The organism is Polaromonas sp. CG_23.6, from assembly GCF_029892315.1.
Classification (GTDB): domain Bacteria; phylum Pseudomonadota; class Gammaproteobacteria; order Burkholderiales; family Burkholderiaceae_C; genus Polaromonas.
The window spans coordinates 2,094,328-2,116,684 of the sequence record NZ_JARXUY010000001.1; the positions used below are offsets into that span (position 1 = coordinate 2,094,328).

Annotated in this window: 19 protein-coding genes and 2 tRNA genes; 16 read left to right on the forward strand and 5 right to left on the reverse strand. The window is 57.8% G+C overall.

From position 1 onward, the window contains the following. Positions 1-64 precede the first annotated feature (64 nt). Together H4V98_RS09945 and H4V98_RS09950 are read left to right on the forward strand one after the other, a co-directional pair. Entirely contained in the window at positions 65-1,111 is a 1,047-nt protein-coding gene (locus H4V98_RS09945) for a histone deacetylase family protein (protein WP_196863840.1), read from the forward strand. Beyond that, positions 1,111-2,214 carry an NAD(P)/FAD-dependent oxidoreductase gene (locus H4V98_RS09950; RefSeq protein WP_196863841.1) on the forward strand — a complete coding sequence of 368 codons (1,104 nt, stop codon included), beginning with the start codon at positions 1,111-1,113 and terminating at the stop codon, positions 2,212-2,214. The genes H4V98_RS09945 and H4V98_RS09950 overlap by 1 nt, the downstream gene beginning before the upstream one ends. 106 nt (positions 2,215-2,320) lie before the next feature. Here H4V98_RS09950 and H4V98_RS09955 read toward each other — a convergent pair whose 3' ends face one another. After that, the gene (locus H4V98_RS09955; RefSeq protein ID WP_196863842.1) at positions 2,321-3,103 is read right to left on the reverse strand and encodes a 3-hydroxybutyrate dehydrogenase; all 783 of its coding nucleotides are present in this window, start codon (positions 3,101-3,103) and stop codon (positions 2,321-2,323) included. Positions 3,104-3,226: 123 nt separating this feature from the next. Between H4V98_RS09955 and H4V98_RS09960 the strand changes: the two genes are divergently transcribed. The 5 genes from H4V98_RS09960 (at position 3,227) to rimO (ending at position 8,869) form a co-directional block, all read left to right on the forward strand. Beyond that, positions 3,227-4,150 (forward strand): alpha/beta hydrolase, encoded by a 924-nt coding sequence (locus tag H4V98_RS09960; protein WP_196863843.1) that lies wholly within the window; start codon positions 3,227-3,229, stop codon positions 4,148-4,150. Positions 4,151-4,178: 28 nt separating this feature from the next. Next, entirely contained in the window at positions 4,179-6,449 is a 2,271-nt protein-coding gene (locus tag H4V98_RS09965) for a bifunctional (p)ppGpp synthetase/guanosine-3',5'-bis(diphosphate) 3'-pyrophosphohydrolase (RefSeq protein ID WP_196863844.1), read from the forward strand. Positions 6,450-6,527: 78 nt separating this feature from the next. Beyond that, a tRNA-Val gene (locus tag H4V98_RS09970) sits at positions 6,528-6,604 on the forward strand. Positions 6,605-6,739: 135 nt separating this feature from the next. Beyond that, on the forward strand, positions 6,740-7,369 hold the full coding sequence (phaR, locus tag H4V98_RS09975) for a polyhydroxyalkanoate synthesis repressor PhaR (protein WP_196863845.1): 630 nt from the start codon (positions 6,740-6,742) through the stop codon (positions 7,367-7,369). Between the two features lie 81 nt (positions 7,370-7,450). Then, positions 7,451-8,869, forward strand: a complete 1,419-nt coding sequence (gene rimO / locus H4V98_RS09980; RefSeq protein WP_196863846.1) for a 30S ribosomal protein S12 methylthiotransferase RimO — start codon at positions 7,451-7,453, stop codon at positions 8,867-8,869. Between the two features lie 126 nt (positions 8,870-8,995). On the opposite strand, the gene H4V98_RS09985 is transcribed toward rimO, so the two are convergent. Then, positions 8,996-9,080: transfer RNA gene (locus tag H4V98_RS09985), tRNA-Leu, on the reverse strand. Between the two features lie 291 nt (positions 9,081-9,371). Here H4V98_RS09985 and rnr point away from each other — a divergent pair. Both rnr and H4V98_RS09995 read left to right on the forward strand, forming a co-directional pair. Then, positions 9,372-11,681 (forward strand): ribonuclease R, encoded by a 2,310-nt coding sequence (rnr, locus tag H4V98_RS09990; RefSeq protein ID WP_196863928.1) that lies wholly within the window; start codon positions 9,372-9,374, stop codon positions 11,679-11,681. 41 nt (positions 11,682-11,722) lie between these two features. Further along, positions 11,723-12,292: a YggT family protein gene (locus tag H4V98_RS09995; RefSeq protein ID WP_280757481.1), complete on the forward strand. Its 570-nt coding sequence runs from the start codon at positions 11,723-11,725 to the stop codon at positions 12,290-12,292. Here H4V98_RS09995 and H4V98_RS10000 read toward each other — a convergent pair. From H4V98_RS10000 to H4V98_RS10010, 3 genes are all read right to left on the reverse strand, one after another. Beyond that, the gene (locus H4V98_RS10000; RefSeq protein ID WP_280757482.1) at positions 12,265-13,851 is read right to left on the reverse strand and encodes an NAD(P)H-hydrate dehydratase; all 1,587 of its coding nucleotides are present in this window, start codon (positions 13,849-13,851) and stop codon (positions 12,265-12,267) included. The two genes, H4V98_RS09995 and H4V98_RS10000, sit on opposite strands and share 28 nt — an antisense overlap. A gap of 128 nt (positions 13,852-13,979) precedes the next feature. Beyond that, a complete protein-coding gene (gene lysM, locus H4V98_RS10005) occupies positions 13,980-14,483 on the reverse strand; it encodes a peptidoglycan-binding protein LysM (RefSeq protein WP_196863929.1) in 504 nt (167 codons plus the stop codon). A gap of 359 nt (positions 14,484-14,842) precedes the next feature. Next, the gene (locus tag H4V98_RS10010; protein WP_196863849.1) at positions 14,843-16,195 is read right to left on the reverse strand and encodes an amidase; all 1,353 of its coding nucleotides are present in this window, start codon (positions 16,193-16,195) and stop codon (positions 14,843-14,845) included. A 148-nt stretch (positions 16,196-16,343) separates the two neighbouring features. Between H4V98_RS10010 and rpsB the strand changes: the two genes are divergently transcribed. The 7 genes from rpsB to ispC all read left to right on the forward strand — a co-directional run bounded on the left by rpsB (position 16,344) and on the right by ispC (position 22,356). Continuing rightward, the gene (gene rpsB, locus H4V98_RS10015; protein WP_196863850.1) at positions 16,344-17,096 is read left to right on the forward strand and encodes a 30S ribosomal protein S2; all 753 of its coding nucleotides are present in this window, start codon (positions 16,344-16,346) and stop codon (positions 17,094-17,096) included. A 133-nt stretch (positions 17,097-17,229) separates the two neighbouring features. Beyond that, the gene (gene tsf / locus H4V98_RS10020; protein WP_196863851.1) at positions 17,230-18,144 is read left to right on the forward strand and encodes a translation elongation factor Ts; all 915 of its coding nucleotides are present in this window, start codon (positions 17,230-17,232) and stop codon (positions 18,142-18,144) included. Between the two features lie 62 nt (positions 18,145-18,206). Then, a complete protein-coding gene (pyrH, locus tag H4V98_RS10025) occupies positions 18,207-18,917 on the forward strand; it encodes a UMP kinase (protein ID WP_280757483.1) in 711 nt (236 codons plus the stop codon). A 65-nt stretch (positions 18,918-18,982) separates the two neighbouring features. After that, a complete protein-coding gene (gene frr, locus H4V98_RS10030; RefSeq protein ID WP_196863853.1) occupies positions 18,983-19,543 on the forward strand; it encodes a ribosome recycling factor in 561 nt (186 codons plus the stop codon). A gap of 28 nt (positions 19,544-19,571) precedes the next feature. Continuing rightward, positions 19,572-20,312, forward strand: a complete 741-nt coding sequence (gene uppS / locus H4V98_RS10035; protein ID WP_196863854.1) for a polyprenyl diphosphate synthase — start codon at positions 19,572-19,574, stop codon at positions 20,310-20,312. Next, positions 20,312-21,142, forward strand: a complete 831-nt coding sequence (locus H4V98_RS10040) for a phosphatidate cytidylyltransferase (RefSeq protein WP_280757484.1) — start codon at positions 20,312-20,314, stop codon at positions 21,140-21,142. The genes uppS and H4V98_RS10040 overlap by 1 nt, the downstream gene beginning before the upstream one ends. Positions 21,143-21,168: 26 nt before the next feature. Continuing rightward, the gene (gene ispC, locus H4V98_RS10045; protein WP_196863856.1) at positions 21,169-22,356 is read left to right on the forward strand and encodes a 1-deoxy-D-xylulose-5-phosphate reductoisomerase; all 1,188 of its coding nucleotides are present in this window, start codon (positions 21,169-21,171) and stop codon (positions 22,354-22,356) included. Position 22,357: the final 1 nt, after the last annotated feature.

Below are 22,357 nucleotides of genomic sequence, written 5' to 3' on the forward strand. Positions count from 1 at the left end.
CTGCTGCAAGATCTGCCTTTTTTTCATGCGTGCGTTGCAAGTTCGCATTTCCGGATGACCACCGATGATTACTTTTTTCAATGACAGCCATCAGGCGCATGCACCGGAATTCGAGTTTTTCCGGGGCGAGCGGGTGGCCTGCTTTGAAACCCCGGACCGTGCCGAATACGTCAAGGCCCGGCTGACCGAACATGGCCACCACCTGCACAGCGCCCAGGTCGACAGCCGCGATCTACTGGACATGGTGCATGCGCCGCGCTACCTGGCTTTCCTGGAACATGCCTGGCGTGACTGGCTTGCACTGGCACCCGGCAATGACTGCTGCCAGCCTTTTCCATCCATCTGGCCGGTGCGCAGCCTGCGCAGCGACATTGAGCCGCTCAATTTCATTGCCCGGCTGGGCCTGTATTCCATGGACAACGGCTCGCCGCTTTCGGCGGGCACCTGGCAGGCCGCGAAGGCCGGCGCCGATGCAGCGGCCAGCGCCGCCGCACAGGTGGCTGCGGGCCATGGCGGCGTGCGTGCAGCCTTTTGCTGCAGCCGGCCTCCGGGGCACCATGCGGGTGCTGACTTCATGGGCGGCTACTGTTTCCTGAACAACGCGGCGGTGGCGGCGCAGTCGATGCGCAATGCCGGCGCTGATCGCGTGGCCATCCTGGATGTGGACTATCACCACGGCAACGGCACGCAAAGCATCTTTTATGGTCGAGCCGATGTGCTGTGCGTCAGCCTGCATGGCGACCCGCTGACCGAATACCCGTTTTTTCTGGGCCATGCCGACGAAACCGGGCAAGGGGAGGGCGAGGGCTTCAACCTGAACCTGCCCCTGCCTGCCGGATGTGCCGCATCGCGCTGGTTCGATGCGCTGGAGCAGGCGTGCCAGCGCATCGGCCATTACCGCGCCAATGCGCTGGTGGTGGCGCTGGGACTGGACACCTTCGCAGAAGACCCGATTTCGAAATTTGCGCTCCAGTCTGACGATTTCAGCCGGCTGGGCCGGCGACTGGGTGCGATGGGCCTGCCCACGGTCTTTGTGCTGGAAGGCGGTTATGCAGCGGCTGCGCTGGGGACCAATGCAGTCAACGTGATTGAAGGTTTTGAGGAGGCTTGATGGAAAAAATCGAATGTGTGGTGATTGGTGCGGGCGTGGTGGGGCTGGCCATCGCACGCGCCCTGGCCTTGCAGGGCCGGGAGGTGATGGTTCTGGAATCGGCCGACGCCATCGGCACCGGCACGAGTTCGCGCAACAGCGAAGTCATTCATGCGGGCATTTATTACCCGCAAGGCTCGCTCAAGGCTCTGCTCTGCGTGCAAGGACGGGCGATGCTGTACGACTACTGCGCCGCGCGCGGCGTGGGCCACAGCCGCTGTGGCAAGCTGCTGGTGGCCACCAGCGACGAGCAGGTGGCGCAGTTGCACGGCATCATCAAAAAAGCCGCCGCCAACGGCGTGCATGACCTGGTGCTGATGTCGCGCGAGCAAGCACAGGCCATGGAGCCTGCGTTGCAATGCGTGGCCGCTGTGCATTCGCCCAGCACCGGCATCGTTGACAGCCATGCGCTCATGCTGGCTTTTCAGGGCGATCTAGAGAACGCTGGCGGGCTTGTTGTGCTTAATTCGCCATTGGCGCACGCCCAATGTGCACCAGGCGCTATTACTCTGGTAGCAGGTGACGGCACCGAATTGCAGGCCGCGTGGGTGGTGAATTCGGCTGGATTGCAGGCGCAAGGCCTGGCGCGGCGCTTTGCCGGGCTGCCAGCGCAGGCCGTGCCGCCCAGCTATTACGCCAAAGGGAATTACTTCACCCTGGCCGGCCGCTCGCCATTTTCGCGGCTCATTTACCCGGTGCCGCAAGCCGCCGGGCTGGGCGTTCACCTGACCATCGACCTGGGCGGGCAGGCCAAGTTTGGCCCGGATGTGCAGTGGGTCGAATCGGCCGACGATCTGGTAGTGGACCCGGCGCGCGGCGATGCCTTTTACGCCGAGGTGCGCAAATACTGGCCTGACCTGAAAGATGGTGCCTTGTTGCCGGGCTATGCCGGTATGCGCCCAAAGATCCAGTCGCCAGACGAGCCGGCAAAGGACTTCATGATCCAGGGACCCGCCGCGCATGGCGTGGCGGGGCTGGTAAACCTGTTCGGCATCGAGTCGCCAGGACTGACAAGTTCGCTGGCCATCGGCGAGTACGTGAGCCGGATGCTGTCAGAAGCGTGATGCCATTTCTGCCTTAAAGCAGCAGTTGGCAGCGCCCGCCATGCCGTACCAGGGCACTGCATGTGGCGGGTTCCTGTCAGTAGGAGGGGCAACCAACCAAACCGGTTTATTGAGCGGCCCAGCCGCCGTCCATGTTCCAGGCCACGCCCCGAATGTTGACGCCGGCGGGCGAGCAGAAAAACACCGCCAGCGCGCCCAGCTCCTCGGGCGTTGTGAACTGCATCGAAGGCTCTTTTTCGCCCAGCAGTTGCTGCTTGGCCGCTTCGTTGCTGATGCCGCCCGCCTCGGCACGGGCATCAACCTGTTTTTGCACCAGCGGCGTGAGCACCCAGCCCGGGCAGATGGCATTGCAGGTCACGCCGGACGTGGCGTTTTCAAGCGCCGTCACCTTGGTCAGCCCGACAATGCCGTGCTTGGCTGCCACATAGGCCGATTTTTCGGCCGAGCCCACCAGGCCATGCACCGATGCCAGGTTGATGATGCGGCCCCAGCCCTTGCCGCCATCGGCCGCCTGCATCGCCGGCAACGCCAGGCGCGTGGCATGAAAGGCGCTGCTCAGGTTGATGGCGATGATGGCGTCCCACTTTTCAGTCGGGAAATTTTCAATGCGCGCGACATGCTGGATGCCGGCATTGTTCACCAGGATATCGACCTGCCCAAATTCGGCAGCGGCAAATTTCATCATCGCCTCGATCTCGCCGGGTTTGCTCATGTCGGCGCCATGGTAGACAACTTTCACACCCAGCGCGGCAATCTCGGCCTTCGGGCCGTCCACATCGCCAAAGCCGTTGAGCACGATGTTGGCGCCCTGTGCAGCCAAAGCCTTGGCAATGCCCAGGCCGATACCGCTGGTAGAGCCGGTGACAAGAGCTGTTTTACCTTTGAGCATGAAATTCCTCTGGATGATTTACGATGGTTGGTTGAAGCGGTGCAGTGATTGGCGCGCCAGATGGCGCAAAACCTGCCCCCACAATTGTCAAGCTTACTCCAGCCTTTTCCTGAGACCCACACCATGACCCAGCCCAGCCTGAATCACGTCACCTGTCCCGATGCCGCTGACGGCCACCGCATGGCCTATTGGCAATGGGGCCAGCCTGACAGCCCGCATGTGGTGTTGTGCGTCCATGGTCTGACCCGCCAGGGCCGCGACTTTGACGTGCTGGCGCAAGCCTTGTGCGCGCAAGCCGGTTCATTGGAAGGGACAGGCATTCGCGTCGTCTGCCCCGATGTGGCAGGCCGGGGGGAAAGTGAATGGTTGAAGGACCCGATGGGCTACCAGGTGCCTGTTTATGCAGCAGACATGCTGGCGTTGCTGACGCAGCTTCACGCGCAGGCGTCGATCGCCACACTGGACTGGGTGGGTACCAGCATGGGCGGGCTGATCGGCATGGTGGTGTGCGGCCAGCCGGGCTTGCCGCTGCCGGTACCGGTGCGCAAACTGGTGCTGAACGACGTCGGTCCCGCGCTGCAATGGCGGGCGATTCAACGCATTGGTGCCTATCTGGGGCAGTCCGGCCATTTCGATACGCTTCAGGACGCGGCTGATGCGATGTGGACCATCTCCAGCAGTTTTGGCCCGCACACCCCGGCGCAATGGCTGGCCCTTTCAAAGCCGATGGTCAGGCCGGTGGCGCCAGAAACCGAAGGTCTGCTGCGGCTGCACTACGATCCTGCGATTGCCATTCCCTTCAAGCTGGCGGACGAAGACGGCGCAAAGCATGGCGAAGCTATGCTCTGGCAGCTCTACGATGGTATTCAGGCCGAAACGCTTTTGGTGCGCGGTGCCCAATCCGATTTGCTGAGCCCGCAAACCGCCTTGTCCATGACGCAGCGCGGGCCACGCGCCAGACTGGTTGAGTTTGACGGCGTCGGACACGCGCCAACACTGGTTGCGCAAGACCAGGTCGCTGCATTGACAGGGTTCCTGCTTGAGTGAGGAATGACTACAAAGTGACAGAGATTTCATGAAAAATAAATCGACGGCAACGCACATCCTTTCAGCTTCCACAGACGCGCCCAGCCCCATTGTCCTGGCCACGGCGGACAACGTGGCCGATCAGCCGCATGCGCTGGCGCGTGCACGCGCTTTTGCCGAGCCGCTGATCGCTTGCGAGGTGATGGACACCGGCGAAAATGTTCTGTCGCACGCCAATGCGGTGGTGGCAATTCTCGATTCCATCGGTGGTTCCGAAGCCATGCAGGCAGCCACTTACCTGGTACACGCCTGCCAGCACCTGAACAAGCCGCAGGACGTGATCGCCAAGGCTTTTGGCCCCAGTTATGCCGCACTTGCAGTGGAAACCACCAAGCTGATCTACGTGCAGCGGCAGACGCGGGCGGTTGATGGCAAGTCCCATTTGCATGACGACCCCGCCGCCCAGACTGAAAACGTTCGCCGGATGTTGCTGGCGTTTTCCCGCGATCTGCGGGTGGTCATGCTGCGTCTGGCGTCGCGTTTGCAAACCCTGCGTTATTACGCGGCCAGCCGGCAGGCTGCTCCGATTGCATTGGCGCATGAGTCGCTGCATGTTTTTGCACCGTTGGCCAACCGCCTGGGCATCTGGCAAATCAAATGGGAGATGGAGGACCTGTCTTTTCGCTTCCTGGAGCCTGAAACCTACCGGCAAATCGCCAGGCTGCTTGATGAGAAACGCGCCGAGCGTGAAGTTTTCATGGAAGCCCTGCGCACGCAACTTGAAAGAGACCTGAACCGCAACGGCATTGCTGCGCTGGTTCAAGGGCGGCCCAAGCATATTTGGAGCATCGTCAAGAAGATGCGTGGCAAATCGCTTGATTTTGACCAGGTGCTCGACATTCGCGCCATGCGTGTGATTGCCGCCGATGTGAAAGGCTGCTATGCCGTCCTGGGCTTTGTGCATTCATGTTTTGAACCGATAAACGGGGAGTTCGACGATTACATTGCCAAGCCCAAGGCCAACGGCTATCAGTCGCTTCATACAGTTGTCCGTGAGAGCAATGGACGTGCAGTCGAAATCCAGATCCGCACGCAGGCCATGCACGACCATGCCGAACATGGCGTGGCAGCGCATTGGGCTTACAAAGAGGCGGGCACCAAAGGCTATGCCGGTGTTTCGGCGAGCAGCGAATACGACGCCAAAATTGCGGTCCTGCGGCAGTTGCTGGCTTGGGAACGGGAACTGTCTGCGCCCGCTGCGCAGCGGGCCCGTGATGCCAATCAGGGGCTGTTCGAAGACCGCATCTATGTGCTGACGCCCGAAGCCGCCATTGTGGAATTGCCGCAGGGCGCCACGACAATTGACTTTGCCTACAGCGTCCATACCAGCTTGGGCCATCGCTGCCGTGGTGCGCGCATCGACGGCGCCATGGTGCCACTCAACACGCCGCTGCAAAACGGTCAGACGGTTGAAGTCATCACTACCAAAGAGGGTGGGCCATCGCGTGACTGGCTCAACCCCGAACTGGGCTTCCTGCTGAGTCACCGTGCCAAATCGAAAGTGCGGGCCTGGTTCAATGCGCAGGTTATGGAGCAAACCGTGGCCAAAGGCCGGGAAGCCGTTGAAAAGCTCCTGCAGCGGGAAGGCAGGACTGCCATGAAGCTGCAGGATCTGGCGCTACAGCTGGGCTTCAAGACCGCCGACGATCTGTTCGCGGTCGTGGGGAAAGACGAGTTTTCTCTGCGCACCATTGAAACCCTGCTCAGGCCTGCAGAGCCTGTCTTGTCGCCAGACGAGTTCATCCTCGCCAAAAAGCCGCGACAGACCGAAAAATCCAGCACAGCCACAAAAGGCAGTCAGGGCAGTGTGCTGGTGGTAGGAATGGATTCTTTGCTGACACAACTGGCCAAATGCTGTAAACCCGCCCCCCCGGATGTCATTCTCGGGTTTGTTGCGAAAGGAAAAGGCGTGAGTATTCACCGAAGCGATTGCAGCAATTTTCGCAATATGGCCAGTGGCAGCCCTGACCGGGTGATAGAAGTAGAGTGGGGTTCTGCCAAGGCTCCGGACGGAGCGGTTTACCCAGTCGATGTCGCCGTAGAAGCTGCCGATCGCCAAGGCCTGCTCCGCGATATTTCTGAGGTGTTCGCCAAAGAAAAAATGAACCTGATCGGCGTGCAAACCCAGTCGGTCAAAGACAGCCGCGGAGGAACTGCCTGGATGACCTTCACCGTCGAGGTTCCCCAGTCAGGGCGGCTTCAACAAGTGCTTGGTATCGTCAGCAATGTGCCGGGTGTTCGCTCGGCACGAAGACGGTAAGTTGATTGCACTTATTTTTGCGCAGGTCTTAAAACCCGTATTTTGCACTGCTAGAATACGACCTTCGAATAGTTCTTTAGGCGCGTAGCTCAGCTGGTTAGAGCACCACCTTGACATGGTGGGGGTCGTTGGTTCGAGTCCAATCGCGCCTACCAATTTTTGTGAATTGGTTTTTAGTTTTTTGCTTGTCTTAGGCAATTGATTAAAAAAAACCATAAAAAATTGCGTAGATCAAGACATTCCTAGAATGTACCGAAACCTGTCTTAATAAAGCAGGCGCTCGTTATTTCATGGAGTCATCATTGCATAGCAACAAATCCGTTATTCAGCAAGCTGTTTTACCTTCTTCTGCAGGCAGTCAGCCTGCTGTCGCCAGCACCGGCAACGAAAATAAAAAAACGACTGCCAACAGCGTCGGGCCAGCACGCATCATCAAAAAGTATCCCAATCGGCGACTTTATGACACCGAGACTTCGGCCTACATCACGCTTGCGGAGGTGCGCCGCTTGGTCATGGGCAGTACGCACTTCGTCGTGCGCGATGCCAAAACCAATGAAGACCTTACGCGCAGCATTCTGCTTCAGATTATTCTTGAGGAAGAGGCTGGCGGCGCACCCATGTTTACCGAAGCGGTACTGTCCAATATCATTCGTTTCTATGGCGATGCCATGCAAAGTTTCATGGGCGCGTACCTTGAAAAAAATGTGCAAAGCTTCATGGATTTGCAGGTCAAGATGGCCGAGCAGTCAAAAGGCATGAGTCCGGAAATGTGGGCTCAGTTCATGAACGCCAAATCGCCCATGATGCAAGGCATGATGGGGGCTTATGTCGAGCAATCCAAAAATGTTTTCACGCAAATGCAGGAACAGATGCAAAAACAAAATGAACAAATGCTTGCTGCACTGGGATTAAAGCGTTAGCAAGCAACTGCTTCGTAGCTAATTTGGAAGCGGAATTCTGGGCTTTATCGATTTTTTCGCCTGCTCTGAGACAATAGAGACATGAGCGAAGTACTTTCCCAATCTCCCCTTTCCCCTGCTGCCCCTGTCAAGCGCGCTCCGCGCGTAGGTTTTGTCAGTCTGGGCTGTCCCAAGGCTCTCACTGATTCCGAGTTGATTTTGACCCGGCTCAGTGCCGAGGGCTACCAGACGTCCAAAACCTTTGAGGGTGCTGACCTAGTCATCGTCAATACCTGTGGCTTCATTGATGATGCGGTCAGAGAAAGCCTGGACACCATAGGCGAAGCGTTGGCCGAAAACGGCAAGGTTATCGTGACAGGTTGCCTTGGCGCCAAAACTGGCGATGGTGGCGGTAATTTGGTGCGCCAGATGCACCCGAGCGTATTGGCTGTCACGGGTCCGCATGCCACACAGGAAGTGATGGATGCGGTGCATCTGAACTTGCCCAAGCCGCATGATCCCTTTGTGGATCTGGTGCCCAATGCTTTTGGCATTGCCGGCATCAAGCTCACGCCCCGGCACTACGCCTACTTGAAAATCAGTGAGGGCTGCAACCACCGCTGCACTTTCTGCATTATTCCCTCCATGCGCGGCGATCTGGTGTCACGGCCTGTCGGGGATGTCCTGAACGAAGCACGTGCGCTGTTTGAAGGTGGCGTAAAAGAGTTGCTGGTTATCAGCCAGGATACCTCTGCGTACGGTGTCGATGTCAAATACCGAACAGGATTTTGGGATGGCAAACCGGTGAAGACCCGCATGCTCGAACTGGTCCAGGCGCTTGGTGAAATTGCCGCACCTTTTGGTGCCTGGGTGCGTTTGCATTACGTTTATCCCTACCCTAGCGTTGACGAGATACTTCCCTTCATGGCAACTGGCAAAGTACTGCCTTACCTGGATGTGCCTTTGCAGCACAGTCATCCGGATGTGTTGAAGCGTATGAAGCGTCCCGCCAGTGGAGAAAAAAACCTGGAACGAATTGCGCGCTGGCGTGAGATTTGCCCGGAAATTGTAATTCGCAGCACTTTCATTGCCGGCTTTCCCGGCGAAACCGAAGCCGAATTCGAGCACTTGCTTGACTTCATGCGTGAGGCAAAAATTGATCGTGCCGGATGTTTTGCCTACAGTTCGGTGCAAGGCGCTGCTGCAAACGATATTCCAGGAATGTTGCCTCTGGAGGTGCGTGAACAGCGTCGCGCACGATTCATGGCCGTGGCAGAGGCCGTTTCAAGCCAGAAACTTCAACAACGTATAGGCGCGACCATGCAGGTGCTGGTAGACCATGCCCCTGCGCTGGGCCGTAAGGGTGGAACGGGAAGGTCATATGCGGATGCGCCCGAGATTGACGGCGTGGTCAAGTTGCTGCCGCCCGAGAAAATCAGCAAGACAATGAAAGTTGGCGAATTCACGCGTGCTCGCATCGTGGGAGTACAGGGTCACGATCTGGTTGGCGTACCTGTCTGAGAATTTTCAATAGTCTGCATTTTTTGCCATTTCCTGTACTCATCGGGAATGGCAAAAAAGCGTCGATATCGTGCAGCCGAAAAAAAAGCTACTGTGGTAGCAGTAGCTTTTTTAACTTGATAAGTTTGGTGCCCGGGAGAGAACTCGAATCTCCACATCTTGCGATACACGGACCTGAACCGTGCGCGTCTACCAATTCCGCCACCCGGGCACAGCAAGCAGTTTAACATTACATTTACGGCTGATCAGGCATGCAACTGAAAATTTTCAGGATTTTAAAAAATACTGATCGGTGACGAAATGACGTCGCGACATCAGGCTCACTTTCTCATTCCAGAATCAGATAAACCGTTCCGTTGAACGGAACATCGGCTTTTCACAAATCGCGGCTAGTATCTGGTTTTAAACTGATACAACAACAAACGGAACTGGCCAATCTTCATTCTTCACGCGCTTTTGCAGAACAGTCTTCAGCAGCGCGATTCCATGAAAGAGACTTCTTATCAAAACAAATCTTCCCATTTCCGGCGCCACTGCCGGGCTTCTCGCTGAATTCGAGGGCATTGTGTCTGGTCACCGTGACGGCCATGGTTTCGTCCAGCGAAGCGACGGTGAGTCGGACATCTACCTGCCGCCGAACGAAATGCGCGCTGTGCTGCACAACGACCGCGTCAAGGCGCGTATCGTGCGGCACGATCGAAAAAACCGGCCTGAGGGCCGCGTCACCGAAATCATCGAACGCTCGTCCAATCCGATCATTGGCCGCCTGTTGCAGGAAAGTGGTGTCTGGCTGGTAGCGCCCGAAGACAAGCGTTACGGCCAGGATGTACTGATTCCCAAGGGTGCCACTGGCACGGCAAAAACAGGCCAGATCGTGGTCGTGCAGCTCACAGAGCCACCAGCTCTATTCGGTCAGCCGGTAGGGCGTGTGACCGAAGTGCTGGGTGAAATTGACGACCCGGGCATGGAAATAGAAATAGCTGTGCGCAAATATGGCGTGCCGCACATCTTCAGCGACAACGCGCTGGCGCTTGCGCGCACATTGCCCGATGCGGTTCGCCCGGTCGACAAACAGCATCGTGTTGATTTGACTGATATTCCCCTCGTCACTATTGACGGCGAGGATGCGCGCGACTTTGACGATGCCGTTTATTGCGAGCCCGTGAAGGTAGGGCGTGGCAAGGGCTGGCGACTGCTGGTAGCGATTGCCGATGTGAGCCATTACGTCGAAACCGGAAGCGCGATTGACATTGACGCCTACGACCGTGCCACCAGCGTGTATTTTCCGCGTCGCGTGATTCCCATGCTGCCCGAAAAGCTGTCCAACGGCCTGTGCTCGCTGAACCCGAATGTCGAGCGCCTGTGCATGGTCTGCGACATGCTCGTCAATGCCAAAGGTGAGGTTCAGGCCTACCAGTTTTATCCGGCAGTGATGCTCAGCCAGGCACGCCTGACGTACAACGAAGTGGCGGCAGTCCTGGGCAATACCCGTGGACCGGAAGCGCAGCAGCGAAAGGACATCGTGCCGCATCTGCTGCACCTGCACGAGGTGTACCAAGCCCTGCTCAAGGAGCGCGGCATGCGTGGCGCGGTTGATTTTGAAACCACTGAAACGCAGATCGTCTGTGATGAAGTTGGCCGGATCGAGAAAATCATTCCGCGTACCCGAAATGTCGCGCACCGGATGATCGAAGAGTCGATGCTGGCGGCCAATGTCTGCTCTGCCGACTTTATTGCGCAAAGCAAACATACTGCGCTGTTCCGGGTCCATGAAAGCCCCACGCCCGAGAAGGTCGAACTGCTGCGCAACTATCTCAAGGCGGTTGGCATAGGCATGACGGTCAGCGACAACCCGGCGCCGGGTGAGTTCCAGCAAATCGCCAAGGCGACGAAGGACCGGCCGGATGCACTGCAGGTGCATTCCATGCTGCTGCGTTCCATGCAGCAGGCGGTTTACACGCCGGTAAACGCGGGCCACTTTGGCCTGGCCTACGAGGCCTACACGCACTTCACCAGTCCGATCCGCCGGTATCCCGACCTGTTGGTGCACCGGGTGATCAAGGCGATCCTGAAAAAGACGAAATACCAGTTGCCGGTATTGCCTACGCCTGGCGAAGCGCAAGCCAAGCTGTCCAAGCGGCTGGCTGCCCGTGTCAAGGAACCCACTGAAAAGCCTAAGAAAGCCAGTGTGGACCAGCTTGCCTGGCAGGCAGCCGGACTGCATTGCAGTGGCAATGAACGCCGGGCTGATGAAGCCAGCCGCGATGTGGAAGCCTGGCTCAAGTGCAAGTACATGCGCGAGCATCTGGGAGAGGAGTTTGGTGGCGTGGTCACTGCAGCGACCAGTTTCGGGGTTTTTGTGACGCTTGACGCCATGTACGTCGAAGGTTTGGTGCATATCACCGAACTGGGCGGCGAATACTATCGCTTTGACGAAGCGCGGCAGGAATTGCGCGGCGAGCGCAGTGGCATGCGTTACGCATTGGGCACCCGGGTGCGTGTGCAGGTCAGCCGCGTCGATCTGGATGGCCGGAAAATTGATTTTCGCCTGGTCCATGAAGGCGAGGACAAGTCGGGAATCGTGAACCGGGCCATGAAAGACAAGAACGGCGGTACTGTGGACGAATCGTCCCTGCAGGATCGCAGCACCGGATCGCGCCGTAGCGGACGTGGGGAGCGTGAGGCGGGCAACAAGAGTCGCCAGTCTCCGCCTGACAGGGCATCGCCGTCGCAACCTCGTGCACGCAAGTCAGCAGCAAAAAAAGCATCCTTGGGTACCGTGCCAAAACAGGGCAAAAAGCCCCGTCGCTAGGACACCATGAACATTTTCATGCACCAACCTGACGGGCACATATGCTGATCCGGATTCTGGCGTTTCTGCTGGAAACTGCCTTTTTTGTGCTGATTGCTGCGGCGCTCCTGCGCGCCTGGATGAACTGGCTGCGCGTCAGCATGACCGGGCAGCCTGGCAGCTTCGTGATGGCCTTGACCGACTGGCTGATCAAGCCGCTGCGCCGTTCCCTGCCCAAGGCGTGGAGCACATCTCGCGTGGATTGGGCCAGCGTGCTGGCCGCGGCGTTGATGGCGCTGGTTTATGCGGCGTTGGTGGGCTTGCTGTTTGGCATCTTTGGCCGTGTTGGCGAAGACGGACTGGATTGGGGGGCGGGTGTTTTTCTGCTGTTGCCCCTGGTTGCCGTCAAGATGCTGATCCGGGTCGCGTTGCAAACGCTGTTCATGCTGGTTCTGGGTTACGCCATCTTGTCCTGGGTCCAGCCAGGTTCCTGGGTGTATGGTCTGCTGGCCCGCCTGACTGAACCACTGCTGGAGCCGTTCCGGCGGGTAATCCCCACCATTGGTGGCGTTGACCTGTCGGCGCTGGTCTTGCTACTTACGCTTCAAATTGGCATGATGGTTCTGGTCTGAGCAGAGTGCCAGTGGGCAAGCCTTGACGCTGTCAGCGCCATATCTGGCCTGTTTGTGGCCCAGGTATCAGCTCTGTGGCCATGCTCGAACACCGCGCTTCGGGCCGCATCCAGGCTGCTTTGGCCCTGTGCCATGAAGGCGCCGATCAATCCTGCAAGTACATCGCCGGTCCCTGCAGTGGCCAACAGCGCATTGCCGGTTGGGTTGATCCAGACGGTCTGGCCGGGTCCCGCAACAACGGTTCCGGAACCCTTGAGTACCACCACGCAGTGAAACAGCTCGGCGAGTTGATGCGCTGTTTCAAGCCGGTTGCACTGGACCGCCGCAGCGCTTCTGCCGGTCAAGCGCGCCGCTTCCAAGGGGTGGGGCGTGATCACCGTGCTGTAGCCGCGGCCGTCCCGGGCCTTGAGCTGGATTTGCAGTTGCGGGTCGACGGCTATGGCATTGAGTGCATCGGCGTCCAGTACCAACCGCCTGGCCGTTGACAGCACCTTGGGAAGAACAGATGCCACTGAATGGCCGCCGCCACAGCCACACACCAGGACCTGGCTCACCATGTCCAGCGCATCCGGCGAGCGGAACATGAGTTCGGGTTGTTCCGTGTCAACCTGCAAATCGGGCATATTGCCAAGCAAGGCCACGAAAACCCGGCCAGCGCCTGCATGCAGGGCAGCGCTCGCCGCCAGCAATGCGGCCCCAGTCATGTGCGTCGACGCTGTCGACTCGCCTCCAATGACCGCGACATCGCCAAAGCTGCCTTTGTGAGTGGCATGCGCTTCCTGCGCGCGAGAGATGTGGCGGGTTCGATCTGCCCCCAGCAGCCAGGCGCAAGGATCGACAGGCAAGGCTTGTTCGGGAGCCTGCATGAGGCTGGCCCCGAGATCATCAAACCAGACCTCGCCTGCGCAGTCTTGTCCGCTGGCAGTGAACAACCCTGGCTTCAAGGTCAATAAATTTAAGGTAAAAAGACGGTTTGCGCCTGATGCACGGGCATTAATTGCTATGAATTTGATAGTTTTATCAAAGCTTTGTGTACCAGTGTCGGCATTCAGGCCAGTTGGAACATCGACCGACAGCCGCAATGCTGTACTGCATTGCATGGCATGAAGCCATTCCTGCATCAGGGCGCTTCCAGGCCGCGCTGGATCGAGTGCGGCGCCGATGCCGAGCAGCGCATCAATGCAGAGATCAAATTCTTCGGGCGGTTCGCTGGCCATGGTCACGCCCGCAGCCAATGCGCGCTGGCGCGATGCCTGGGCGTCCGGCGGAAGTCCAGCCTTGCCGGATGGAAAGCCGGTCCAGGTCACCACCACGCACTTGCCCCATTGATGCAGGTGCATCGCTGCCTCGAAACCATCGCCGCCGTTGTTGCCCGGCCCGCACGCGATCCAGATGCAACGGGCATGTGGTGCCAAAGCCATTGCCAGGCGTGCAACCGAAAGACCGGCGCGCTGCATCAGCATGTGCGGTGCAAGCTTGCTTGCCATCTGTTTCTCAATCAGGCGCGTACTGGCAACAGTGTGAAGCGGAAAACTTGTGAGGTTGGAGATTTTCTGCATTCCGCCATTGTGCGGGTTTGCCGATATTGCGAACGCTCCAAAAATTCGGCGGTCTGACAAAAAGGCGAAAAAAAGCCCGGCAAACCGGGCTGGCAAGCACACATCATGGTGCGAAGGCGTCAAAAGGGTCAGGCGTCAGGTGGAATCCTCAGAACCTGTCCCGGATAGATCTTGTCCGGATCGCTCAGCATGGGCTTGTTTGCCTCAAAAATCTGGGTGTATTTGTTGGGCGTTCCGTAGAACTGCTGGCTGATCTTGGACAGGTTGTCGCCGCTGGCCACGACATACATTTTGGACTCGGGCGAACTGGTGGCGACGGTCATCATGTCTTTGACAGCAGCCACTTTTTCCACGTTCCCACAACACAAAAGAACTTTTTCCTTCGTTGCTTGGTCCGGTGCCAGCCCGGCCACTGTCACCGTGCTGCTGGGCGCATCAAAGCTGACCTGCAAGTTTTCAACCTTCAAACCCTGAGTATTAATATAGGCGGCAATTGCGTCTCCAGCCGTCTTGCTCAGGGCCGCAACATTTTCAGGTGTCGGTTTTGCGGTTGCGGCTTCCTGAGCCGCCTTGGCTTCGCCGCGACCGAAAAGTTTCTCGCCGGCTTCCTTGATAAAATCGAACATGCCCATTGGGATTCTCCAGTCAAAATGAATCGCCCGGTGCAACATGCCGGGACTGGAATCACTTTAAAGCTTTCTTGGGTCGCAACCGGCAGCGACTCTGTGACAGAGCCTGTAGGACAAGTCCGCCTTGAAACCATCACATACTTCCGGGCGCTGCCGTAACTCAGCACCGAGCCACTGAAGTCAACCCTGGCGGATTCACAGGCCGTAGGGATTCACAAAGTGCCAGCGGCCACAATTGCGATTTTCATATGCTGGAGTTGGATCGGGCATGAAGATCGCGCCTCATCGCGTCAAACGGGAACCTCCTGCTTTGACAAAAAGGTGGATACCGCTAAACCAGCAAGCATTCATAAATAATATTTTTATATCGAAGAAGCCAGGGCTGCCTCGATTTGCAGCGCCAAGTCCAGCAATGGATCATCATGCATGGCCGCATGCCATAGCATCAGCCCGACCGGTAACTGGTCTGGTGTGTGGCAGGGAATGGAAATGGCGCAGCCGTCAAGCATGTTAACCACCGAGGTATTGCGCAGCAGCAGTGAATTGACGCGGAAAAATTCATCGTCGTTGTGCAGCACGCTTGCAATCGATGGCGCGACCATGGGCACGGTGGGAGACAGCACGGCGTCAAAGTTGTGCAGCCGCGCTTGCATGCGGACAATCCATGCTTGGCGCGCTGCCAGCAAGTCGATGTAATCGGCGGCGCGCATGCTGGCGCCGCGCAGGATGCGAAGTGCTACGCGGGGGTCGTATTGCGCTTCGTGCTCGGCCAGCAGTTTGCGGTGCCAAGCGTGACTTTCTGCTGCTGACAGTCCGCCTGTGGCGTTGATAGATGCCAATTCGTTGAGTTCTTCTAACGCCACCTCTTCAATACTGGCCCCCGCCCGGCGCAATTGCTGCAGGCTTTTCTCGAATGCCATCGCCACCGTGCTGCTCAACCCGTCCTGCATCAAAGTGCGCGCGACCGCCAGCCGACACGATGACAGCGGCTTGCAGGCCAGTCGGACGGTGCGTGCTGACAGAATTTCGTGCACCGTCACCGCATCGCGTACCGAGCGGGTCAGCGCGCCTATCGTGTCGAGGCTGGTTGACAGCGGCACGGCGCCGTTCAGCGGCACCAGGCGTGCGGTGCTTTTAAAGCCGACGATGCCGCACAGTGCTGCAGGAATCCGCAGAGAGCCGCCAGTGTCGGAGCCCAGTCCCACCAGGGCCGCCCCGGTGGCGACAGACACGGCCGCGCCGGAGGACGAGCCCCCCGGAATGCGCTCGATATCGGCATCGGCCGGGTTCACAGGCGTGCCGTAGTGGGGATTGGTGCCGACACCTGAAAAAGCAAACTCGACCATGTTGGTGCGGCCAACCAGCACCGCGCCCGCAGCGCGCAGTCGTGCCACGGCGATGGCATCGGCCCGGGCGGGTGGCATTGCGGCGAGCACCTTCGATCCAGCCATGGTGACCTGTCCCGCTACATCGAAAAGGTCTTTGATCGAAACCGGAATGCCGGTCAGCGGCAAACTGGGATCTTTATCATTGCCACGTAGAGGTGAATTGGGCATGCCTTGGGCTTGTGCTGGCATGAAGGCATGGCGACAGGTGTCGCCCAAAGCTATAGACGCGGCCTGCGAAAGGATTTCCTCAGTGCTGTTTTGTCCATCATGGACAGATTGCCGTGCGGCGTGAAGGTCGTTCGGTAATAAGGGTTTGTACGGGTTCATGGGGATGGAATGTTATACTCAGCTGGCTCTGCCAATGGCGACAAGGTCGTTTGCAGGGTAAATCGCAAATCAGCCATACAAGGTGTTGTCCGGAAATTCCTCTGGCAATAAGCGCTGGTTTTAGAAACAACCTTCGGAGTTATGAATTATGTCCACGAACATGCGCGAAATGCTGGAAGCCGGCGTCCATTTTGGTCACCAAACCCGCTTCTGGGACCCAAAAATGGCCCCCTTCATTTTTGGCCATCGCAATCGCATTCACATCATCAACCTAGAAAAATCGCTGCCGATGTTCCAGGAGGCGATGAAATTCGCCAAGCAGTTGACTGCCAACAACGGCACCATCCTGATGGTCGGCACCAAGCGTACCGCTCGCGAAACCGTAGCCTCCGAAGCGCAACGCGCCGGCATTCCTTACGTTGACCAGCGTTGGCTGGGTGGCATGCTGACCAACTTCAAGACGGTCAAGACCTCGATCAAGCGTCTGAAGGAAATGAAGGCTCAACAGGAAGCCGGCCTGGACACGATCAGCAAGAAAGAGCAGCTGACGTTCAAGCGCGAAATCGAAAAGCTTGAAAAAGACATCGGCGGCATCCAGGACATGACGGCATTGCCAGACGCCATCTTCGTGATCGACGTGGGTTTTCACAAAATTGCCATCCTGGAAGCCAAAAAGCTTGGCATTCCGCTGATCGGTGTGGTGGATACCAACCATTCTCCACTCGGAATCGACTACGTGATTCCCGGCAACGATGACTCCTCCAAGGCTGTGGCTCTCTATGCCCGCGGCATTGCAGACGCGGTGATCGAAGGCCGTGCCAGCGCCATGGACAATGTTGTCCGCGCCGTGTCTGACGAAGGCTCGGACGAGTTTGTCGAAGTGGAAAACGCTGCCGCTTGATCGTCATTGGCCCAGTGCCAAACGTATAAAAGGGGCTCATGTAGCCCCTTTTTTGCAAGTTAACAAGATGAAGGGCGCGAACTGCAGCGAACTTCCAAGTCCTAAACGAAATTACGGAGAACTAGAAATGGCAATGGCAATTACTGCAAAAATGGTGGCTGAACTGCGCGCCAAGACCGACGCACCGATGATGGAGTGCAAAAAAGCGCTGACCGAAGCGGAAGGCGACTTCGAAAAAGCCGAAGAACTGCTGCGCGTCAAACTTGGCAGCAAGGCCGGCAAAGCAGCTTCCCGCATCACCGCTGAAGGCGTAGTAGCCATGGCCCGTGAAGGTGACAACGCCGCGCTGGTGGAAATCAACTGCGAAACCGACTTCGTGACCAAAAACGACAGTTTTCTGGCTTTTGCCGATGCGGTCGCACAAGCCATTGTCAAGAACAATCCAGCCGATCTGGCCGCTCTTGCTGCATTGCCGATGTCCATGGACAGTTTTGGTCCTACCGTCGAAGACGTTCGCAAAGGCCTGATCGGCAAGATCGGCGAAAACATGACGGTTCGCCGCTTCAAACGGTTTTCCGATGGCAAGTCGGCTGCTTACCTGCACGGCACACGCATTGGCGTGGTGGTCGAGTTTGAAGGCGACGAAGCCGCTGCCAAGGACGTGGCCATGCATGTGGCCGCCATGAAGCCAGTGGCCTTGTCCAGCGCCGATGTGCCGGCCGAGCTGGTGGCCCGTGAACGTTCAGTCGCTGCTGCCAAGGCGGCAGAAGACGCTTCTGTAGCGCAGGCTGCTGGCAAGCCAGTCCAGTCCGCTGAAATCGTTTCCAAGCGTATTGAAGGCGGCGTTCAGAAATACCTGAAGGAAGTCAGCCTGAACAACCAGACCTTTGTCAAGAATGACAAGCAGACTGTCGAGCAGATGCTCAAGGAAAAGGCGACCAGCGTCAAATCTTTCACGCTGTATGTTGTCGGCGAAGGCATCGAAAAGAAGGTTGACGACTTCGCCGCCGAAGTTGCAGCTCAGGTGGCTGCCGCCAAGGGCGCCTGAGCCCTGGCGTTCATCCGGAAGTCCATTTTTTTACACATTAATCCCATCACGAAAGCAATCGCATGCCAGCCTACAAGCGCATCTTGTTAAAACTGTCAGGCGAGGCCCTGATGGGCGATGATGCATTCGGCATCAACCGCGCAACCATTGTTCGCATGGTGGAGGAAATTGCCGAGGTCACGCGCATGGGCGTGCAGGTGGCTGTGGTCATCGGTGGCGGCAATATCTTTCGTGGCGTGGCCGGCGGTTCGGTGGGTATGGACCGCGCCACTGCCGATTACATGGGCATGTTGGCCACGGTTATGAATGCCTTGGCGCTGGGAGATACCATGGACAAGGCCGGTCTGATTGCCCGCGTGATGTCGGCTATTGCCATTGAGCGTGTGGTGGAGCCTTATGTCCGGCCCAAGGCCTTGCAGTATCTGGAAGAGGGCAAGGTGGTTGTTTTTGCAGCTGGCACGGGTAATCCGTTTTTTACAACCGACACGGCCGCAGCCTTGCGCGGCGCTGAAATTAGTGCTGAAATTGTTTTGAAGGCTACCAAAGTTGATGGCGTCTATTCCGCGGATCCGAAAAAAGACCCACTGGCCACGCGCTACACCAATATCACTTTTGACGAAGTCATCGGCAAAAACCTTGAAGTGATGGACGCCACGGCGTTTGCGCTTTGCCGCGACCAAAAGCTGCCGATCAAGATTTTCAGCATTTTCAAGCATGGTGCGCTTAAGCGAGTGGTCATGGGTGAGGACGAAGGAACCCTGGTTCACGTTTGAGTTTGCCTTTGGTGTCAAAGAGCCGTTGTGCATTTTTTTGAATTCAGTCATCAGGAGATTCGATAATGAGCATTGTTGAGATCAAGCAGCAAGCAACGCAGAAAATGCAGCAGTCCCTGGAATCCTTCCAGCACAGCCTGACCAAAATCCGCACTGGCCGCGCCAACCCCGGCCTGCTCGACACCGTGCATGTTGACTATTACGGATCAATGGTGCCCATCAGCCAGGTAGCCAACGTGGCGCTGCTCGATGCCCGGACCATCAGCGTCTCACCATGGGAAAAAAGCATGGGCGCCAAGATCGAAAAAGCCATCCGTGATTCCGATCTGGGCTTGAATCCTGCATCGCAAGGTGATCTGATCCGCGTTCCAATGCCAGCCATGACCGAAGAGCGCCGCAAGGAACTTACCAAAGTCGTGCGCGCCGAGGGCGAGCATGCCAAGGTGGCCATCCGCAATCTCCGCCGTGAGGCCAATGACAGCGTGAAGAAACTGGTCAAGGACAAGCTGGCTTCCGAAGACGACGAACGCCGTTCGCAGGATGAAGTTCAGAAGTCCACTGACCGTTTCATTGTCGAGGTGGACAAAATGGTCGCCAGCAAGGAACAAGACCTGATGGCCGTTTGATGTTGTCTTACCTGGTCCGAACCAACCCATGGCTACTTCCACCGTGATCGTTCCGAACCATATTGCCATCGTCATGGATGGCAATGGCCGATGGGCCAAGAAACGCTTTTTGCCACGCATCGCGGGTCACAAGCAGGGCGTCGACGCACTCAGTGACTGCGTGAAGAGCTGTCTTGAGAAGGGTGTTCGCGTCCTGTCGGTGTTTGCATTTTCTTCCGAGAACTGGAACCGGCCATCAGATGAAGTTTCCGGGCTGATGGACTTGCTGGTGCTTGCGCTGGCCAAGCAGGTGCCACGTCTGAACGCCAACGGCGTGCAGCTTCACTTTATCGGAGATCGCCAGCGGCTTTCCGGCAAGGTTCAGGCGGGGCTGCTGGAAGCTGAATTTAAAACGGCGGGCAACCAGCGCCTGATCTTCAACGTGTGTTTCAACTATGGCGGACGCTGGGATATTGCCCAGGCGGCGCAAAAACTTGCCAGGCAGGGCGACGCCATCACCGAGCAATCGCTCGACCGGGCAATGGCACTTGCGCATGTGCCGGATCCTGATCTATTGATCCGCACTGGGGGGGAATTGCGCATCAGCAACTTCATGCTCTGGCAGACTGCGTATTCAGAACTGTATTTTTCCAACCGACTCTGGCCTGAATTCGACGAAGCTGCACTTGACGAAGCAATTTTTGCCTACAGCGCACGCGAGCGACGCTTTGGCAAAACCTCTGCCCAACTTGGCACTTCGCACAAGCTTTCCAACGAAAATGCTGCCTGATGCTTAAACAGCGTGTCATGACCGCCATCTTTCTGCTGGCAATTTTGCTTCCTGCGCTTTTCTACAAATCACCGGTCCCTTTTTGCGCATTGGCCTTGCTGATGATTGCTGTAGGTGCCTGGGAATGGGGGCGTCTCAATGCCTTTGGGCAGGTTGGCGCTTTGGGGCTGGCAGCGTTATGTGTACTGGCCTGCGGCCTGTCATGGTATGGCGGCTTGCTGAACCGACCACTGCCCATGGTTTGGGCAGCTTCCGGTGCCGCCTGGGTATTGGCGGGGGCGTGGCTCTTGCGTACCGGCGTTGCCGGCTGGTCCAGAATTCCAAAGGCCTTGCGTCTTTGTGGCGGCCTGGTCGCGCTGTGGCTGGCGTGGCTGGCGATTGCACAAGCGCGTGTCATGGGCATAGAATTTTTACTGTCAGTGCTGGTGCTGGTCTGGGTGGCCGACATCTTTGCCTATTTCGCGGGCCGTGCCCTGGGCGGCCGCTTCAGCGAGTGCAAGCTGGCGCCATCCATCAGTCCCGGCAAAAGCTGGGAAGGCGTCTGGGGCGGCATGGCCGGCGTGGTGGCGCTTTCACTGGTTTGGTCTTTCTGGGGCGGAAACTCACTTTACAGCCAACTGCTCCAGCGCCATGGCATGGCCCTGATGCTGCTGGCGGTAATTTTTCTGGCGGCCATGAGCGTGGTGGGCGATTTGGTTGAGTCTCTGATCAAGCGAAGCGCAGGTGCCAAGGATTCGAGTGGTTTGCTGCCGGGCCATGGAGGCGTGCTGGACCGCGTGGATGCGCTGCTGCCTACCTTGCCTCTGGCCATGATGCTGGTCACCCTGTAACCCTTTGCGGCCGGACTTTCTCAACCATGACCTTCAAAAAGCAGCGCATCACCGTACTGGGTTCGACCGGCTCCATCGGCGTCAGCACGCTGGAGGTGATTGCACGGCATCCTGATCGTTTCGAGGTGTTTGCGCTGAGTGCCGCCACCCAGGTTGATCTTATGCTGGCTCAGTGCGCGCAGTTCAAGCCGCAGTATGCCGTGATGGTCAGCGAGCCACATGCCCGCATGTTGGCTGAAAAAATCAAGTCAAATGGGCTGTCTGCGCATGTCCTGTATGCGCAAGATGCTCTTGAAATGATAGCGTCGCACGATCAGGTCGATGCGGTGATGGCGGCGATTGTGGGCGCTGCCGGGTTGCCGTCGTGTATGGCGGCGGCCCGGTCTGGAAAACGCCTGCTGCTGGCGAACAAGGAAGCGCTGGTGGTCGGTGGCGACGTATTCATGCGCGCTGTCGAAGCCGGCGGCGCCAGGCTGCTGCCGATTGACAGCGAGCATTCGGCCATCTTCCAGTCGTTGCCCGATGACGCATTGAGTTGGCCGCGCCGTGTTGAAAAAATCATCCTGACCGCTTCAGGCGGGCCATTTCGCACCCATGCGCCTGCCAGCTTGCGCCATGTGACACCCGAGCAGGCCTGCGCGCATCCTAACTGGGTGATGGGGCGCAAGATTTCGGTCGATTCAGCCACCATGATGAACAAGGCGCTTGAAGTCATAGAGGCCAAGTACCTGTTTGGCATGGCGCCAGCGCAAATTGAAGTCGTGATCCATCCGCAGAGCATCATCCACTCCATGGTCCAATACCACGACAGCTCGGTTGTGGCGCAATTGGGAACGCCCGACATGCGGGTGCCGATTGCCTATGGCCTGGCTTGGCCAGAGCGCATCAGTTCTGGCGCGAAGACGCTGGATTTCACAAACTTGGCCAATATGACGTTTGAAGTCCCCGACGTTGCGCGTTTTCCGGGTTTGCCGCTGGCCTGGGAAGTCCTCAAGGCGCCCGTCGGCAGCGCCGCCGTCCTGAATGCTGCCAATGAAATAGCGGTGGCGGCATTTTTAGACAGGCGAATCCGCTTTGACCAGATTCATCACGTGAATCATGCAACGCTTGAGACGGTTTGCGTCTCTGATATCCATGATATTGAAGGCCTGCTGGCGCTGGATGCCGAATCGCGCCAGGTTGCGGGTCAAATTGCTGAACGTTTGGAGGCCTGAC

Excerpts from the sequence above, each read along its gene's own strand:
- H4V98_RS09965 (WP_196863844.1), top strand. The coding sequence starts at position 4,179 with ATGAAAAATAAATCGACGGCAACGCACATCCTTTCAGCTTCCACAGAC.
- pyrH (WP_280757483.1), top strand. The coding sequence starts at position 18,207 with ATGCCAGCCTACAAGCGCATCTTGTTAAAACTGTCAGGCGAGGCCCTG.
- H4V98_RS09995 (WP_280757481.1), top strand. The coding sequence starts at position 11,723 with ATGCTGATCCGGATTCTGGCGTTTCTGCTGGAAACTGCCTTTTTTGTG.
- phaR (WP_196863845.1), top strand. The coding sequence starts at position 6,740 with ATGGAGTCATCATTGCATAGCAACAAATCCGTTATTCAGCAAGCTGTT.
- frr (WP_196863853.1), top strand. The coding sequence starts at position 18,983 with ATGAGCATTGTTGAGATCAAGCAGCAAGCAACGCAGAAAATGCAGCAG.
- rpsB (WP_196863850.1), top strand. The coding sequence starts at position 16,344 with ATGTCCACGAACATGCGCGAAATGCTGGAAGCCGGCGTCCATTTTGGT.
- H4V98_RS09950 (WP_196863841.1), top strand. The coding sequence starts at position 1,111 with ATGGAAAAAATCGAATGTGTGGTGATTGGTGCGGGCGTGGTGGGGCTG.
- H4V98_RS10010 (WP_196863849.1), bottom strand. The coding sequence starts at position 16,195 with ATGAACCCGTACAAACCCTTATTACCGAACGACCTTCACGCCGCACGG.
- lysM (WP_196863929.1), bottom strand. The coding sequence starts at position 14,483 with ATGGGCATGTTCGATTTTATCAAGGAAGCCGGCGAGAAACTTTTCGGT.
- H4V98_RS10040 (WP_280757484.1), top strand. The coding sequence starts at position 20,312 with ATGCTTAAACAGCGTGTCATGACCGCCATCTTTCTGCTGGCAATTTTG.
- H4V98_RS09960 (WP_196863843.1), top strand. The coding sequence starts at position 3,227 with ATGACCCAGCCCAGCCTGAATCACGTCACCTGTCCCGATGCCGCTGAC.
- rimO (WP_196863846.1), top strand. The coding sequence starts at position 7,451 with ATGAGCGAAGTACTTTCCCAATCTCCCCTTTCCCCTGCTGCCCCTGTC.
- tsf (WP_196863851.1), top strand. The coding sequence starts at position 17,230 with ATGGCAATTACTGCAAAAATGGTGGCTGAACTGCGCGCCAAGACCGAC.
- uppS (WP_196863854.1), top strand. The coding sequence starts at position 19,572 with ATGGCTACTTCCACCGTGATCGTTCCGAACCATATTGCCATCGTCATG.
- ispC (WP_196863856.1), top strand. The coding sequence starts at position 21,169 with ATGACCTTCAAAAAGCAGCGCATCACCGTACTGGGTTCGACCGGCTCC.
- H4V98_RS09955 (WP_196863842.1), bottom strand. The coding sequence starts at position 3,103 with ATGCTCAAAGGTAAAACAGCTCTTGTCACCGGCTCTACCAGCGGTATC.
- H4V98_RS10000 (WP_280757482.1), bottom strand. The coding sequence starts at position 13,851 with ATGCAGAAAATCTCCAACCTCACAAGTTTTCCGCTTCACACTGTTGCC.
- H4V98_RS09945 (WP_196863840.1), top strand. The coding sequence starts at position 65 with ATGATTACTTTTTTCAATGACAGCCATCAGGCGCATGCACCGGAATTC.